Source organism: Halomonas sp. C22 (genome assembly GCF_007655045.1).
Lineage (GTDB): Bacteria > Pseudomonadota > Gammaproteobacteria > Pseudomonadales > Halomonadaceae > Vreelandella > Vreelandella hamiltonii.
In genome coordinates this window covers 321,843-338,178 of sequence record NZ_VBVC01000004.1, presented here as the reverse complement: position 1 = coordinate 338,178, position 16,336 = coordinate 321,843, and the positions used below count along the sequence as shown (strand labels likewise).

Annotated in this window: 10 protein-coding genes; 9 read left to right on the top strand and 1 reads right to left on the bottom strand. The window is 58.6% G+C overall.

What is annotated here, in order from left to right:
- Nucleotides 1-6: 6 nt before the first annotated feature.
- From FEU76_RS10945 to FEU76_RS10905, 9 genes are all read left to right on the top strand, one after another.
- Entirely contained in the window at nucleotides 7-4,356 is a 4,350-nt protein-coding gene (locus FEU76_RS10945; RefSeq protein ID WP_144982895.1) for a phage tail tip fiber protein, read from the top strand.
- A gap of 2 nt (nucleotides 4,357-4,358) precedes the next feature.
- Complete coding sequence (locus FEU76_RS10940; protein WP_144982892.1) at nucleotides 4,359-4,709, top strand: hypothetical protein; 351 nt, start codon at nucleotides 4,359-4,361, stop codon at nucleotides 4,707-4,709.
- The gene (locus tag FEU76_RS10935; RefSeq protein ID WP_144982889.1) at nucleotides 4,702-5,070 is read left to right on the top strand and encodes a hypothetical protein; all 369 of its coding nucleotides are present in this window, start codon (nucleotides 4,702-4,704) and stop codon (nucleotides 5,068-5,070) included. The genes FEU76_RS10940 and FEU76_RS10935 overlap by 8 nt, the downstream gene beginning before the upstream one ends.
- 33 nt (nucleotides 5,071-5,103) lie before the next feature.
- A complete protein-coding gene (locus FEU76_RS10930) occupies nucleotides 5,104-5,592 on the top strand; it encodes a hypothetical protein (protein ID WP_144982886.1) in 489 nt (162 codons plus the stop codon).
- Complete coding sequence (locus FEU76_RS10925) at nucleotides 5,589-6,215, top strand: hypothetical protein (RefSeq protein ID WP_144982883.1); 627 nt, start codon at nucleotides 5,589-5,591, stop codon at nucleotides 6,213-6,215. The genes FEU76_RS10930 and FEU76_RS10925 overlap by 4 nt, the downstream gene beginning before the upstream one ends.
- The gene (locus FEU76_RS10920; RefSeq protein WP_144982880.1) at nucleotides 6,212-6,688 is read left to right on the top strand and encodes a hypothetical protein; all 477 of its coding nucleotides are present in this window, start codon (nucleotides 6,212-6,214) and stop codon (nucleotides 6,686-6,688) included. Before FEU76_RS10925 ends, FEU76_RS10920 begins: the two co-directional genes overlap by 4 nt.
- A complete protein-coding gene (locus tag FEU76_RS10915; protein ID WP_144982878.1) occupies nucleotides 6,685-6,945 on the top strand; it encodes a bacteriocin in 261 nt (86 codons plus the stop codon). Before FEU76_RS10920 ends, FEU76_RS10915 begins: the two co-directional genes overlap by 4 nt.
- An 11-nt stretch (nucleotides 6,946-6,956) precedes the next feature.
- Nucleotides 6,957-8,159 (top strand): hypothetical protein, encoded by a 1,203-nt coding sequence (locus FEU76_RS10910; protein ID WP_144982875.1) that lies wholly within the window; start codon nucleotides 6,957-6,959, stop codon nucleotides 8,157-8,159.
- Nucleotides 8,160-8,799: 640 nt separating this feature from the next.
- Nucleotides 8,800-15,951: a hypothetical protein gene (locus FEU76_RS10905; RefSeq protein WP_144982872.1), complete on the top strand. Its 7,152-nt coding sequence runs from the start codon at nucleotides 8,800-8,802 to the stop codon at nucleotides 15,949-15,951.
- Here FEU76_RS10905 and FEU76_RS10900 read toward each other — a convergent pair whose 3' ends face one another.
- Nucleotides 15,952-16,299, bottom strand: coding sequence for a hypothetical protein (locus tag FEU76_RS10900; RefSeq protein WP_144982869.1), 348 nt, complete (start codon nucleotides 16,297-16,299; stop codon nucleotides 15,952-15,954).
- Between the last annotated feature and the right edge of the window lie 37 nt (nucleotides 16,300-16,336).

Here is a 16,336-nt window from a genome sequence, read left to right as displayed (position 1 = left end):
GTGCCCATGAACCGACGCCGTCGGACACTGCCGCCTGTGCCGCCAAAGGCACCGAGCGAGTTACGCCCCCTGATTGCCGCCATGACCGAGATTCTGGAAACCGGCGAAGGCGTGCGGGGCGACCCCTTAGATCGCAAGGTCACGTTGCGTGACCTGTTAGATAGCGGCATTGGTCGTTTAAAGCCCGGCATGCGCCCAGGACAAGATGGAAACCTCGATTCCGGAGCACTGCCGCCAGCGCCGGATTTAAGCATACCGCCAGCCCCTGCCAACTTTGACGCCCAGGGCGGCTTCTACGGCATGATCAACTTAAGCTGGACGATTCCCGGCCAGCAGTATCGCAATCATGCGTATACCAATATTTTTCGCAGCGAAGAGGACAACTTTGCCAATGCGGAGGTGATTGGACGTGAAGCGGGCGGTTTCTATACCGATTACGTGCGCGATGATGCAGTAGATCCAGACGACCCGACCAAGCTCAAGGGTTACTACTACTGGATCACGTTCACGTCGGTGGCCGATATCGAGGGCCCGCCAAATAGCCCAAACGGCACCTATGCCGCCCCGCTGGCTGACCTGGGCTACGTGATAGAGCTGTTGACCGGGCAGATTGATGCGAGTGTGTTGGCGACTGCACTGCGCCAAGAGATCGAGAAAATCCCGACCATTGAATCCAATATTGAGCGCATCGGCCCGATAGAGGCTGAGCTGCGCGGACCAGAGTCGCTGGACGGGACCGTGGCGAACCGTATTGCTCAAGAGCGAGCGGGCCGGATAGAGGCGTTGGACGAAGAGCGAGCGGAGAGGATTCAAGGGCTCACGTTTGAAGCCCAGGCACGTGCGCAAGCCATACAGGATGAGGTCGAGAACCGAACTACGGCTATTCATCAGGCAGTGGAGCAGCTGGAGCAAGAGGATAACTTGCTGGCCCTTCAGCAAAATGTCATTGCTGCCGTATTCGATGCAAATGCTGCATCGATATACTCTATGTCGCAAGTGCGAATTAATGACCAAGAGGTGTTTGCCCAGCAAATTGAGCAGCTATTTGGCAGCGTGGACAGTAATCAGGCGCTGATTCTGAATGAGCGACAAATTCGCATCGATCAGCTCAGTTCGCTATCAACGCAAGTGGGCATTTTGTCAGCTCGCTTGGATGCCCGCCCCTCTATGGCAAGTAGCTTTGAGCCGGGTAGTGATTTTGATGCATGGACCCCGACAGCTGGCAGTCAGCTGCTGGCCGACACAAGCGACGTGTATGCCGGGCAGCAGGCGGCGCTGATATCGGCCACCATAGGGGCTGCAAACCCGGAGACCCATGGTGTTCGCCGAACCATCAGCAGTGACACTTCCAGTCAATTCAGTGGTAATGAAATCCGTGTGTCGCTTTATGCCAAGCGGCCAGCCGATAATGCCAGCGGCGAATTCGCTGTCGCTTACTGCGTAGCGGGGGTTTATGGGCAATGGGTACGCTTTACGCCCAATGATGAGTATACCTTTCATGAGATCATCGTGGATGTGCCAGCGGACACCGCTTCACTGACACATGAGCTGGTGATCTGGGGGGACACGGCGGGTGGCGGCGCTGGCGTGTTGGTTGACAGGGTGTTGGTTACGTTTGCTGAGACCGATATACCGGAAGTCACTGCCGCAATTGAGCAAATCCAACAGGCGTTGGCCGACCAGGAACAAGCCGTCGCCAGTCAGTTGCAAGCGTTTCTGTCACAGCTTGGGCAGAATACTGCGGCAATTCAGTCGGAAATCGAGACCCGATCCACTCAGTACGGTGCGCTGGCCAGCAGCCTGCAAATCCTGACTGCCCAGACGCAGGACAATGCCGCTGACATTGCCGCTGACAGGGCTGCATGGACTTCTGAGGTAGAGGCCGTTGCCGAGGACATACTCGATCTATGGGCGGGAGTAGGTGGCAACGAAGCGCGTATTACGGATGAAGCTCGTGTGCGCGCCACTGAGGACGATCTCCTGGCCGCTGTTCAGCGGGTGATGTCAGCCTCAAGAGGCACGGCGGCGGCAACGTTTTATGGCCTCGAAGAAGTGCGGCTGGCAGATAGCGAAGCTACGGCTCTGCGTATCGACGGCGTTGAGGTGCAACTGGCGGATGCGCTCGCCGCCATCGAACAAGAGCAAAACGTCCGCGCATCCGAGTACCAGGCGTTGGCCACACAGATCACCACGGCAGTGGCTGAGCTGGATGGTGGTATTTCAACGGTGCAGCAGGCGTTGAGTACCGAAGTGACCCGGTTGGATGGCCGGGTAGATGCTCAGTCGCAAGCGCTGACCACCGTGCAATCCCAGCTATTGGGTGACATTGCTACGGTACAGCAAAGCCTGAACACAAACGTGAATCGTCTGGATGGGGCGGTGAGCGCCAACGCTCAGGCGATTATTGATGTTCAGAGTGCGACAGACGGCGCGCTGGCGGGCGTTCAGCAGGACTTCAATACCCAAGTGACCCGCCTTGATGGGCGCATCGATACAGCCGCTCAAGCGGTAACAGAAGTGCGCTCCGACCTGGAAGAGGATGTGGCTGGGGTACAGCAGAACCTCAATACCAACGTGTCACGAATCAATGGGGAACTTCAAAACAATGCCCAAGCGATCACGACCGTGCAGTCGCAACTCAGCGGTCAGATTTCCACCGTTCAGCAGAGCTTGAACAGCCAAATCAATCGAGTTGACGGTGAAATAGAAGCGACGGCGCAGCTGGTTCAACGCGTGCAAACGGACCTTGGCTCGGGACTGCAGGCAGTGGAGGTTAAAGCCGTGACCAACGCGGGCGGCTTGCTCTCGAATGGTCAGTTTGCGACAGGTGACCTTGCTGGCTGGGGTGATACCTGGTCGGGCGTCAGCGTGATAGAGGCCAACCTGGACGGCAGTAGTGGCGCTATTCAGAGCGCGCCGACACGCTACATTGCTCGGTGGTCCGATTCTGCGTGGTCCAGTCACCAGTACATGCGAGGCGAGCGGTTTACGGCAGTGGCGGGAGAGATGTATACCTTCCAGTTCGCTTATGCCAGTGGGGGTAGTAACCGCAATATTACGATTGAGCTGCGTGTTGCCTGGGTGCAAGCGGATGGCGCCACCAGTTACCAAACACTGCGCAGTCAGTCAGTGTCGTCAACCAGCTGGAACAAGACCCCGCTACTCAGCACCGTGGCCCCAGCAGGCGCTGTTGAAGCATGGGTGTACTTCCGACGCGTCAGCGGAGGCAGTGGCACGCTGTTTCTGGCGGACGTACAGGCCAGGCGTACCGATATGGTGGCCGGAGCGCTTTACACCGCAAAGGTGCAGAGCGGCGGGCTGGTCGGCGGGTTTGGTATTTTCAACGATGGCTCCGAGGTGGAGGCGGGGTTTGACGTTGACCGTTTCTGGATTGGCCGCACCGACAGTGATAAACGCAAGCCATTTATCATCGATGGCAATGTCGTTTACATGAACAACGCGATGATTCGCAATGGCTCAATCCAAGAGGGTCAACTGGGCCCAATTACGATTGGCAAGTTCTTCTTGAATGATGGTACGCCAGTGACCACCGCAGGCGGCTTAATCCGTGCGGATGCGATCGACGTCGATAATTTGAGTGTCGCGGAGGCGGCTCGGTTTTATGCAGACGTGCAGTCCGGCAATTACATTGCAGGGCAAAGTGGCTGGCGAATTCGCCAGAACGGCACGGTGGAGTTCAATCAGGGCCAGTTCAATGGCTCCGTGAATGTGGGCAGTGTGACAGGCCTGGGCAGCCTGGCCACTCAGGATAGCGTGAGCTACGCGTCGGTGACAGGCGGCAAGCCGCCAGTGAACGCTGACAGGACGGCCGATAACGTCGCAGCAGATACCGCTAACGTGGCGGGCACAGCGGCGGCTACTGTTCGGGATCGTGCCAATGCAGGCAACTCAGCCAACAATCGCGTATCGAGCTGGACGCGGCCCAGTTCAACGTTGATCGACGGAAACCAGATTTTCACTGGTGACGCGTATGTGGATACGCTGCAAATCAAAGGACAGGCGGTAACGATACCCATATCAGTCGCTGCCTCTTCAGCCATTAATGTTGGCCAGCCTTCACAGGAGCGGGAAATTCTCTGGTCATCCATCAACGCGGAGAATACGAACGTCATGGTCATGGTGTCGTTTGGTGTGTCGGCAGGAGCAATCGACCGATTCGAAATACGCCGAAACGGCACGACCGTTGTTGCCCGCCCGGGGGGCAGTGGCGCGATGTCAGTGGCCGCCCATGTGGGTGCAGACTCGCTGCAGACCTCAATTTTTACCGTTCACTGCTTCGGCGCTAATTTTACGGTCACAGGTCGATCTATCGGCCTGCTCGCCACCAGGAGGTAACCATGAATTGCTATGCCATGGTGCGCCCAGACGGGCGTATCACCCAAATCATGACTGTTCCCTATTGGCTGCTGGCGTGTGATGCCACGGTCAGTGATGACACGCATTACGCCGACGTGGCCACGGGCGCCATATATCCCAAGCGCATGACAGAGGTGGCCCAGAGCGTCGACGGCTTGACCGTCACTCTGTCAGGCCTGCCTGTAGGGATGACGGTATCCAGCAATGGTATGAGCACCATGACGGACGACGATCCGCTGGTCATCGATTACGACTTGCCCGGGACCTATGCAGTTGAGCTGAGCGGTCATGTCGAGTACCAGGACACGACCGTGGAGGTGACCGTTGGCTAGACTTGATGCCAGAACACATGCCAGCCTGCGCGATGCCCGTGCCCATTACCTGACATTGATTGATAATGCGGCCGCACACCAACGCTACTTGGACCCTGCCCAATGCGATGTGTATCGGCAGAAAGTCGCCGAGGCTCGACAGGGGGGCGGTCATCGGCTGGAGGAGGAGGCAGAGATGCTCGGCATTCCGCTGGACGTACTGACAAGTGCCGTCCTGCATCAGCACGAGCGTCGCCAGACTATGGTCCAGACGGTCGAAATGGCACGTATCAAGGCCAAGCGCGATATACGTGATGCACCGACCCCCGCGGCCATGGATGCTATTTTCAACGCCTTCAAGCAGCAGCTGAGCCTGCTATAATTCAACCTTAATTCGCTCACCGTGAGGTGCCGCATGCCCCGCCAGAATGAAGCCACGTTCCTACGTGGCGTACTCCGTAATAACGAAGCGGCCGCGCAATTTTGCGAGATGCTGTTTCGTATTTCCCAAACGCTGGACGACCTGGTCGATAAAGACAATCCGGTGGCTGATACCACGCTGATTCGAACGTTTTGGGAAGCGCTGATTGAGCTGCCTGCAAATCCTTTCTATCGACAGCACGAACCGTATCTTCGTCCGTTGATGGCCAGCGCCTTGCAGGACTGGCGCGATAGCGCGTGCCTTGAGCGCTCTGACAGCCGCCACTACAAGACCCTGGCCTTTGTGCTGCGCGACCAGCTAACCAGCGTGGTGACGCAGTGTGCCTATCTGGTCGGTGGCTATGAGTGGATGAACAAGGTCAGCTTGTCGGTTCGTGATCATTTCCACGAAGATGGCCTGGATGACTACCTCTCTGGCCTTTCCCCGGTACCGGCAGTACCGGCAGAGGAGTATGACGAATGAGTGGCGGCGGTGGCGGCGGCGGCAGCACGACCGTCAAGGACACACCGGAGCAACGCCAACTGGCCGAGGTGGCCGCTGAAAAGTGGAACTTTGCACAGGAGCGGCTTGCCCCGCTGGAAAATGCCTATATGGAGTCCGTAGGCGATATGACCAGCGCAGGCAACATGAGCTACATTGCGGGCCGCACACTGCAAAGCCAGCAGCAGGCCGTGAGCGCCGCCAGTGAACAGGCGGGCATGCAGTTGAGTCAGGCGGGTATCGACCCGTCTGGCGGACGCGCTCAAGCCGTGATGAGCGGCATCGCCCTGGGGGGCGCTAGTGCCGGGGGGGAGACGCTGGGGCGCGCCCAATTCGAACAGGAGAACCAGCAGATTCAGGGCTTGCAGAACATCGTGGCCATTGGCCAAGGCCAGGCTGGGCGGGCGCAAGTCGGGCTGTCAGGCATCGCCGCCCAATCAGCCCAGGACGCACAGCAAACGGCGGCCAACCGCTTCAACCGTAAAAGCGCCAACCTGCAGTTGCTGGGTCAGGTGGCAGGGGCCGGTACCGCTCACTACATGGGGGCCTCGCCGTCGGCCCCGGGCCTGAACCTCTATCACGAAATAGGTGGGGCTAAGCCATGACCTATCAACCCACGCTTGGGCGTATTCAGTACGCCCTCTCTCAAACGTCCCAGCAATACATCGACCCTGGCCAAGCCATGCGCGGCGATCAGGGCGCTTCTCAGCTGTTGGGGCAGCTCAATCGAGCCCAATGGGCCGACTGGAAAAACCGCTTTGCACCCTACGTTGATGAGCTGGCCCGCGTTGCTCAAGACAACAACGCGCCGGGCGTCGCCGCTGCAAATGCCAGCAATGCCGTCGGGCTCGCTTACGACAATAGCCAGCAAGGCTTAGCGCAGCAGCGCCAAGGCTATGGCATTAGCCAAACACCGCAACAGCAAGCGGCTGAAGAGCGCCGTACCCATTTGGAGCGCAACGCTTCGATGGTCAGCGCAGGCAACGAAGCCCGTATGTCCGCCCAGGATCGGCAGCAAGCCATTTTGGCCGGCGGCATGGGCCTTTCCAATATCCCTGACCGAGTGATGAACCCATGAGCTACGGACTACTAGGCCTACGCCAGCAAATGGAAGGCCAGGCCATGCAGGGGCTGAGCGACCTGGCGGGCCAGCAGCGCCAAGCCAAGCTGCAAGAGGACCAGATGAAGCAGGCCGAGCGCGCCCAGAAGATGAGTGCCGTCGGCACCAGTGCGGGCATCGGCATGATGGCAGGTATGAAAGCGGGCAGCGTGGGCGGTCCCATGGGGGCTGCCATTGGTGCAGGTATCGGCTTGCTGGCCAGCTCCATTTTTTAAAGGTGACCACCATGGCGGGATTGGATACACGAGGCTTGGCCACTGGCTTCGCCCAAGGTTTTGGGCTGATGAATCAGTTCCAACGTGGCCAGCGAGCGGATGAACACGCTGAGCAGCAACTGGGCATGCAGCAAGAGCGCATGCAAATGCAGCGGCAACACTTTGATGCCCAGCAAGAAGAGCTCGGGCGGCAACGTGATATGGAAAACATACAGTTCACGCTGGGCAAGATCGGCTCGGGCATGGATGTAGCCGAAGAAGAGCTGGAAACCCTGCGCCGCTACCCGAAGTTTTGGGCCGCGTTAGACCCGCAGACTGACGCCTCTATCAATCAGGCCATGGCGGTGATTGACCCCAATACCACGGTAGACGCTAACGATCCCGAAAGCCTGGCAGCGCTGAACCAGATGTTTGGCGCCGAGATTAACCGCGGCGAGGGTGGGCAAAAACGTGTGGTGGGCATGTACCCAGCACCCGACGGCCAAAGCGTTGCGCTTGAGCTTGAGGTGGTGGGCGAAGATGGCAACACCTACCGCGCACCGATGACCGAAGGGCGCGGCACGGCGGATGATGACCTGGTGAAATACGTGCCGGTGGAGGCGCTGGTGGAGCAGGTGCAAGGCATGCGCTTGCTACGCAATACCATGCACTCGCCGGAAGCCCAGCAGCGCGCCACTCAAGTGCTCAGCCTGCTGCGCGGTGACTCGCAGGAGCGCTGGGAGCAAGTGCAGGGCCCTGGTGGCTCTATTCTGCAGCGTAATGCGACGACAGGTGAAATGCGCTCAGTCATCGGACGGGCGCCCCTACCAGCCAGCTCGGCCAGTGGTCAGGGCGCGCCTACGGCCACCATGAAAGAAGCGCAGTGGATGGTCGATCAAGGGATTGCTGCTGACATACCCAGCGCGTTTGAAACCTTGCGCCGGAGCCGCGGCGATGACCTGCAGCGTGATCGGCTGCAGCTGCAAACCATTAATAGCGACCTCGACCGCACGGCGCGTCGACTCAGCAATATGCGGTCTACGCAAGATGGTTATGCCGAGTTATCCGCACAGTATGACAGCCTGGTCGAGCAGCGTAACGCAATTGCTGGGCAGGTATTTGGTGCAGGCCAAGGGGCGAACCAGGAAACACAATCGCCAAGAGCTGAAGAAGCGCCTGCTGCTTCCGCGATGGCAGACGATGAGCTGCTGAACTCTATCCTGCGCGACCTATAACGAACAGAAGGAGCCGCGTGTGAACGCCGCTGAACAACCCCAGCCCCTACCGTGGAAAGCGGTTTCTGAGCATCCCGATTTCCAAAATGCTGACTGGCAGACCCGCCAGAAGATGCGCAACAACTACATGGAGCGCGTGGTTCGCCCGCTGGCAAAAAGCGAGGACGACTTTTCCCGCGTCCGGGACCAATTCTTTGCTGCCACAGAGCCTGACGTGTTTGGCAACAGTGGTTATCGCGAGCGCTCTCGTATTGCTGATAGTCAGTCGCTGAATGCCGGGTATGGAGGTGGCTTGGCTGAACAGCGCGCCCTGGATGCGAGAGAGATGCCTGAGCCTCAAGCGGCGGAGGGTCTGGCGTTGCCAGCGGCTGACGCTCAACCTGCTGGTCAGCCGGAAGGGCGAACAGCTACCGGCTGGGGAGTGAACCTGGGTCGCGCCGTCGCAGAGGGTGCGGTGGGCTCTGTCGGTGCTGCCGTTGAAGGTATGGGCGTGATAGGCGAGCAGGCGAGCGTGGTGGAAGCCAACCGCCAAGTAGACGACGCTATCAAACGGCTTGAGACCACACAGCAGCAGTATGAGTCGGCGCTAGAGGGTACAAGCGACGCCTTCCGTGAAGACGTGGAGGCCAACTACCAGCGCTTGCTGGATGACCGCGCTGAAGAGCTTCATCAAGCCATGACGGCGTGGGCAGAGCGAGAACCGAGTAAAGCGGCACAGTGGCTGCGGGATCGCGGTATCGACCTGCGCGATTCAGCACAATCGATAGGGCCAGATGACGACTACCGTGGAGTTGCCACTGATTTGGCCGGTGGGCTGGGTTCCATGCTGACGTACATGGGGCCCGGGTTGCTGGTAGGCGCACTGACTCGAGGGTCATCTGCAGCGGCAATGGGCACCGCCGTCGGCATGGCAGGCCCGTCAGGCGTTTCTGAGCAGTATCAGCGTGCCAAAGCAGGCGGGCTGGACGAAGAGGCTGCGCTGGAAAAGGCCATGCAAGGGTTTGGTGCCGGGGCCATTCAAGTTGCCCCCCTGGCGGCCATGATCCGGCCCCTGCCTGCCGAGTTGCAAGGCAAGGCCATCGGCCAGTTGTACGGCATCATGCGTGCTGCTGGCTCTGAGGCGGTGGTAGAGGGCGCCGGTGGTGTCCTGCAAAACCTGATTGAACAGTCCTATAACGCTGAGCGCGGAACATGGGACGACACAGCCTACCAGGCCGCGATAAGCGGCGGCTCAGCGGGGTTGCTGCAAGCCGGGGTTCAGGTGGCCACGCGTGGGCGTGGTATGAACGCAGGAGCGCCCCAGCGCCGAGAAGTCGAAGCCGAGCAGGTAGATGCCCCGCAAGCAGCTGAAAGTGACGCTAACGCTGAATGGGAAGCCGCATGGCGTGAGCAGGCTGCAGAAGACGGCATTATCGACTTCGACCCCCATGCCAATCTCCCAGACACCACGATTGACGTAGATGGCCAGCCGGTAGAGGCCCCAGCCGAGCCATTGCAACAGGAAGTGGAAGCGCCCGCTCCAGCCACGCCCCGGGAAGATGACACCGGCGCGCGATTGATCCGCTCGCCCGTCGACCAGTTGGATCCAGTGGAGCAACGCGCCCGAGAGCGACTGCTAACCGGCGACGGGTACGCTTACCTACGCGAGCGCGCCGACGGCAACGAGGCGGCGGTTGCTGCCGTTGACCGCATGCAGGTGCTGGCTAACGCAGGGGACGCCGACGGTGCCGCCGATGCCTACAAGGAGGCCCGCCAGCTACTGCGACCAGCAGAGCCAGCGGCAGAGACACCCCAAGCAGATGCGCCGCCATCAGAGCAGCAGGCCCACGAACAGGCTGCACCGCTGCCAGATCAGGAGATTGCACAAGGAGCGCCGCAAGCCGAGCCCGCGCAGCCTGCTGCTGTGCCAGTACTTGCCCCCGACCAGCCATCATTAAACCTGACTGCTAAAACACCCCGTCGTGTACCGGTTGAAAGCATTCAGGTGGATCCAGAAGCCTATCAGTTCCGCACGGAAGTAAATGAGCAGGGGGTCGATAGTCGCCTGGAAGGCGTTGAGCAGTGGGACGATATTCGGGCAGGAAACCTGATTCTTCACGAACGCATTGACGGTAGCGTGTTCGCTGCTGATGGCCACCACCGGATTAACTTGGCCCGCCAGCTGGAGCAGCCAGACGTGAACGCTATCGTTCTGCGCGAAGCCGATGGTGTCTCCGTGGAGGATGCGCGCCGTGCGGCGGCTGAGGCGAACATTGCGGCAGGGAGCGCGACCGCGATGGACGCCGCCAAAGTGTTTCGCAACAGTGAGGGCAATATTGATACCGTCATTCGTGAAAGCAACTTGCCACGCTCTCAGCTTGTGCGAGATGGCGCGGACATCGCTAAGCTGGATACAGAGCCGTTTGGGGCGGTACTGAACAAGGTCGTCACCGAAAAAGACGGCGCGGTGATTGGTCGCTCTTTTGCCGACCCAGACCAGCAAATGGCCGCTATAGGCGTCTTCCAGCGCGTGAAGCCGACCAACGACAACCAGCGCGAACTACTGGCTAATGAGGTGCGCCAAGCAGGTTTTGCCGAAAGCCAAGGCGAGCAAGGGGGGCTGTTTGGCAACGATCCAGCTGAGTCGCTGATTGGTGAGCGCGTGAAGGTAATGGACAACCTGCGCCAAACCCTGGTGCGCGACAAGCGCTTGTTCGCTACGCTGAATGACAACGCTCAAACGGCCGAACAGGCAGGTAACCGCATCGCCAAGGATCGCAACAACGCCTTGCAGGAAACCTCGGCAGACGCCATTGCGCTGCTTGAGCGAGCAACCACAACGCCAGAAATTAACCAGCAAATTAACGACGCTGCACGCCGCATAAAGGATGGCGAAGCACTGGCCAGCGTGACGCATGAGCTAAAAGAGGCACTACTGAATGGCACAAACACCCCAGCAGCGAGCGAACGACGTACACCAGCACTTGGCGGCCGATCGGCTGATCAAGCAGGGCAAGACGCTGGACGAAGTGACGCAGTACCTTCAGTCGACAACACACGAGCAGCGCGTACAGGAGAACAACGCCCACGCCCTGGAGCAGGAGCGCAAGCAGAGCCAGCGGTAACCCTGAAAGCCGATGGCAAACCCTTCCAGACGCGCAAGGCCGTTGAGATATCCAAGCGCTTCCGCGACACGCCAAACGCTCAGCCCGTTGAGGTGGAAGGGGGCTGGGGGTTTGCCGTGCAAAATGCTACGCCTGAGGCGTCAGCCGCCACGCAGCAAGCGTTGGCCGCATCAGCTGAACGACCCCAAGTCGCACCTTTGCTCGAAACTCAGACAGAAGAAAGCCTGGCGCGTCGGGAGGCGCAGGTTCAGCAGGCTGAGCAGGCCTCCGCCACTCAGCGCAACCAAGAAGCACAGCGCGCCCAGGCAGACCGTGACGCCAATGATTTTGTATTAAGCGGCAGCAACCGAAGCGCTGACGTTGCTGCATCGCGTGGGCAGAATGATATCTTTGGTGCACAGCCAGCACAGCCAGCACAGCCAGCACAGCCAGCACAGCCAGCACAGCCAGCACAGCCAGCACAGCCAGCACAGCCAGCACAGCAACTGGACACTGCGCGCAGCCCCCGCAAGCCCGCGCCTTTCACGCCACGCCAGCGGCGAGCCAGCGAGGCCTTTGGCGGTGCCGTGGTGGGTGATACGGTCAAGCTGGTATCGGATGTGGGCTATGCAAAGGCAGGCGCCGTCTATACCGTCGACTCGATCAACAAAGACGGCACGTTGCAAGCCACCAATGCTGAGCGCGGTAGTTCACTGATGATCAGTCAAGGCGAGTGGACCCAAGCCAGCCGCAGCTTACAGGGCCCGGTTGCGGAGGTGATCCCCGGCGAAGCCACTGGCGCATCAGCGGAACAGGATGCCCTGTTCAGCACGCACCCAGAGCCGGGGGTTTCTCAATCTGGCGTCGCTCCACGCGCTCCCGATATTACCGCCGCTCTCGCCAACACTCCTGAGCTTGCCGATACCCGTATCATTCAGACAACGGCGGAGCTGCCACCACATGCATTGATAGGCATGATGCTCCGGGGTGTCAATCCGCGTGACGTGCGAGGGATGTTCATTGGCGACGAACTGTTTGTCATCGCGGACAATGTCACCAGCATTGAGGAAGGCGTGCAGACGGCCGTCCATGAGGCGGTAGGCCATAAAGGGATTCGTGGGGTGCTGGGCGGCGAGCTCGAAAGCGTAATGCGCCACGTGTATAACTCCCTGCCGCTGGATCCTCGGGGGCGGGAAGCGCTGAACGAGGTGTTGGAAAGCTACCCGTTTCTGGACCAGTCCAACCCGGAACACCAGGTGACCATCGCTGAAGAGATGGTGGCCCATTTGACCGAAAAGGGCTGGCAGCCCAACGTATTGCGTCGCGCTGTCGCCAAAATCCGCGAGCTGCTGCGCCGCTACTTCCCGGGCATGAACTGGACAGATACAGATGTCATGCAGTTGTCGGAGCGGTCACGTGAGTACCTGCGCCGCCAGCAGCAAGCCAGCGAAGGCGTGGCTGACCAAGACATCGGATTCAGCTTAACCGGCCGCAGCCAATCAGCCAGCACCAGCGCAGTGCAAGCAGGTCTTGGTGAAGTGAGCGGCATCGGTCGGCCGAAAGTGCTGGAAAGCGCTGACAACCTTGCGCTGGATATTGCGCTGGAAAGCACCATTGCTGGCGTTAACCCCCAAGAGGCGATCGCCTTTTATCATGGTGATGACCTGTATGTGATCGCCAGTAATGCCAGCGACTCCGCCGAAGCAGTACGCGCCACCATTGCCACGGTGGTAGGAAACAAGGGGCTTCGCGCCACCGTCGGCAACCGTGTGGATAGCACCCTGCTGAACGTTGTAGCGGGCGCACAGAAAAGCATTACAGGCCGCGAGGCGATTCGAGCCATTCGGGCAGAATACGACCACCTTACTATCGATCATGCCGCCGATCAGGTGAACCTTGGCGCTGAATTGGTTGCTCGGATGAGCGAGCTATCCGACCCGCCCGCATTTATCCGGGAGGCCAATGCCAGGCTGGATGATCTGCTGCAAAGCGGCTATCCCAATGCAGGCTTCACAGCGGGCGATGGCCAAGCCCTGGCGCGCCAGAACCGCCACCACTTGCAACAACAGCAGCGCGACTTTGGTAAAGGCAAGCCGCCTTATTCACTGCCCTATGTATTCAGCGCCCAGGATGGCCCGGGGCGCGGCACCCTTTTGGATATGAACACTCAAGTGGTGGATGCAGACGGCAACATTGTGAGCGATGCCCGCATTGATGGACCGGTTGTGTCTGCGGCGAAATATGGCCAGGCGTTTTTTGAATCCGCGACGGACAGGCTGCGCCGCAGCAATTCACCGGTTCTCCAGGAGCTGGCCAAGCGGGTAGACGCCTACTTTGATCAAGCCGAAGCACGGCTTGGCATGGTGAATGGCATTCTCCGTGAGCCGTTGAAAAAGGTTCGATCAGCTAACCCGTTTAAAGAGCGCCGCAACATGCGCGACTTCGAAGGCTATATGCGCCACCGTGATAATGGTCGCATGGCAGAAGCACAGGCCATAGCAGAGCAGAACGAAGCGGTAGCCGAACTGGCCGAAGCCGTCGACACCATGTTTGACCAGGTGGGCACGATCAACCAGACGGTGAAGACACCCCAGGGCACCGGTATGCGCGTCTTCGACAGCAAGACCGGGGCTTACCGTAAAATCGGCAAGTTCAAGAAGGGCGGCTTTTGGCCGCGTGCCCTGCGCCCAGAGGTGCAGCGCGTCATGCATGACCCCACCAGCAACAGTAAGCTATGGCATGAGCTACTGGACGCCTTGATTGATGGTGGCCATGCCAATACGCGCAAGGAAGCTGCTGAGTACCTGCGCGGCAATTCAGGCTATTTTTCAAACGAAATTACCAGCGACTACTTCGCCGGCATTGAGAAAGCCCGCGGCGAAAAGCTGCCTGAGATGTTTTATGACTACCGCTTTGACGTAGTCAGCAACTACGCCCGAAAGTGGAGCGACCGTATCAGCCAGGTCGAGCAGTTTGGCCAGAAGATAGGGCCGATGGGTAAGGACGCGTTTGAAGAGGCAGCGAGCGTGGCTCGCGATCAGCGAACAAAGGACTATATCGGCTGGCTGGCAGATCGCGCTTATAACCGTCGACCCACGGACGCCTATCATGAGCTCATGGCCAACGCGAACCTGGCGGCCACCGGCCTGCAACTGGGCAACCCGGGTACCGCCACCCTGAATATCATTGGCGGCACTCAGCTCAACGTGCAAATGTTTGGTTCCAAGCGGATGGCCAAGGCCTATCTTGACCTGGCCATGGACGCCAAAAACATCTATCGAGAGGGGGTGGAGCTGGGCATTCTGGGTAAGGACGTGCTGAATATCCTGCGCGATGCTGATAACCGAAATGCTGAGTACATGGATGCCAACAGCAGAACCAAGGACATGCTGGGCAAGTTTACAGCCTTCACGATGAAATGGGGGGGCTACACCGGCACAGAGCAGGTTATCCGGGCCACGGGCATGATTGCTGCGCGGGCACAGCTCATGGATGCGCTACACGCCTGGAACAAGCGCCCGCACTCACGGGATGCCCGCACCTACCGCAAGTTTATGGAGCGCAACCGTATCGACGTTGCCAAGCTGCTGCGTGAAAACGGTAAAGGGGAAGAGACGGGCCGCTATCTTCGCTTGATGGTCAACATCCCCCAGGGTAGCTATCGCGTTGACATGACGCCGCTGTACGTCGATACACCGATGGGCCGCTTCTTCTTCAAATACCAGAAATTCGGCACCCAGGTGAGCCGCCTATTTTGGCAGCAGAAGCTGAAGCCTTTTATGGATGTTGTGAGTGATCCCAATGCTACTGCTATGGACAGAGCGCATGCATTCCTACCTTTGCTTCAGTGGTTTGGATGGGCGGTGGCTGGAGGTGGCGCGGTGCTGGCTGCTCGCGGGGCAATGTTCGGCTATGTTGACCCGGGGCCTGAGCTAGAAGAGATAGCAAAAGCACTCGAAGACGATGACAATGCATCCGCATGGGGGCTTGTAGCAAGCAAGGCTCACGCGAATCTAATAGCTGGCAGTGCCTATGGTTTTTTTGGCAGCTATATACAGATGGGCTTAGATATTGCTGATCAGCAGCGCGTTAAAAATCCCTTTGAACCGCCAGGCCTTGCGCCAGTTGACTCAATTATAGAGCTATTTAGGCGCGGGCTAGAGCAAGGGCGAATCCCTTACGCCGCTGACTTTGATCAGGTGATTAATCGAAACTTCTCGCTCTACAGAACAGGGAAGCGCGGTATTGCAGCACTGGGTAATCAGACTGGCTTTGAGGCGGATTTTATCCAGCTTGAGCAAGCTCGTCGTGACCTACAGTATATTCGTAAAGCTGCCCGCCGCTTTGCTGGCGAAAGTGGGATTGAAGCAACGCGAACTTCCTCAGGTCGCTTTGGTTTAACTGAGAACACGGCTGCCAACAGGGAGATAGTCAACGCTATTTTAATTGGAGATGGGCGGCGCGCTGCTGCTCTGGTAGATGCAGAGCTAGACGCTACGCAAACAAAAGAAGAGGAAATACGAAGAAAGCAGTCTATCCGATCAGCGGTGCGCGCGCGCCACCCGGTTCAGCTTGGCGGGCCCGCAAGCGAAGAAGAGGTTTATTTGTTTTTAGATTGGGCTGACGAGCGCCTACCCGCATCGAGAGCAAGGTTTGTCAGGGAGGTAATTGAACGGTATGAGAACGCCAGTTATAACGCAGGCCTATAACTAAAGGTATTGCCATAGCACCCAGCCTGAAAAGGCTGGGATTGCTGGCAGCACTGCATTGCATACGCCGAACATAAAGAAAACTGGCTCTCCGTCCGGCATCAGGCGATAAGGAAGAAAGAACACCACCCAAATAGGGCTTAGAATCACAATTAAAATAATGGCTGCTATAACAGCTAGACTAATCGGCCAGTAGAAAGCTGAAAAAACAGCATTTATTATGCTTGAATCCGATGCGTGATCTATCAGCTTGGAAACGCCTAGGTAAGTAACGAAGCTCAAGACAATGTATAGCCCGTTGCGGAACTTGTATTTTAGAGGCGCTGGTTTGTTGTCGACTTTTGGCATATAGCAAGACTACCTCATGCAAGCTTGAACAGCGAGG

Bases quoted from the DNA above. Each gene is read 5' to 3' on its own strand.
- FEU76_RS10900 (WP_144982869.1), bottom strand. From the start codon at position 16,299: ATGCCAAAAGTCGACAACAAACCAGCGCCTCTAAAATACAAGTTCCGC.
- FEU76_RS10915 (WP_144982878.1), top strand. From the start codon at position 6,685: ATGAGCTACGGACTACTAGGCCTACGCCAGCAAATGGAAGGCCAGGCC.
- FEU76_RS10910 (WP_144982875.1), top strand. From the start codon at position 6,957: ATGGCGGGATTGGATACACGAGGCTTGGCCACTGGCTTCGCCCAAGGT.
- FEU76_RS10930 (WP_144982886.1), top strand. From the start codon at position 5,104: ATGCCCCGCCAGAATGAAGCCACGTTCCTACGTGGCGTACTCCGTAAT.
- FEU76_RS10940 (WP_144982892.1), top strand. From the start codon at position 4,359: ATGAATTGCTATGCCATGGTGCGCCCAGACGGGCGTATCACCCAAATC.
- FEU76_RS10925 (WP_144982883.1), top strand. From the start codon at position 5,589: ATGAGTGGCGGCGGTGGCGGCGGCGGCAGCACGACCGTCAAGGACACA.
- FEU76_RS10945 (WP_144982895.1), top strand. From the start codon at position 7: ATGAACCGACGCCGTCGGACACTGCCGCCTGTGCCGCCAAAGGCACCG.
- FEU76_RS10920 (WP_144982880.1), top strand. From the start codon at position 6,212: ATGACCTATCAACCCACGCTTGGGCGTATTCAGTACGCCCTCTCTCAA.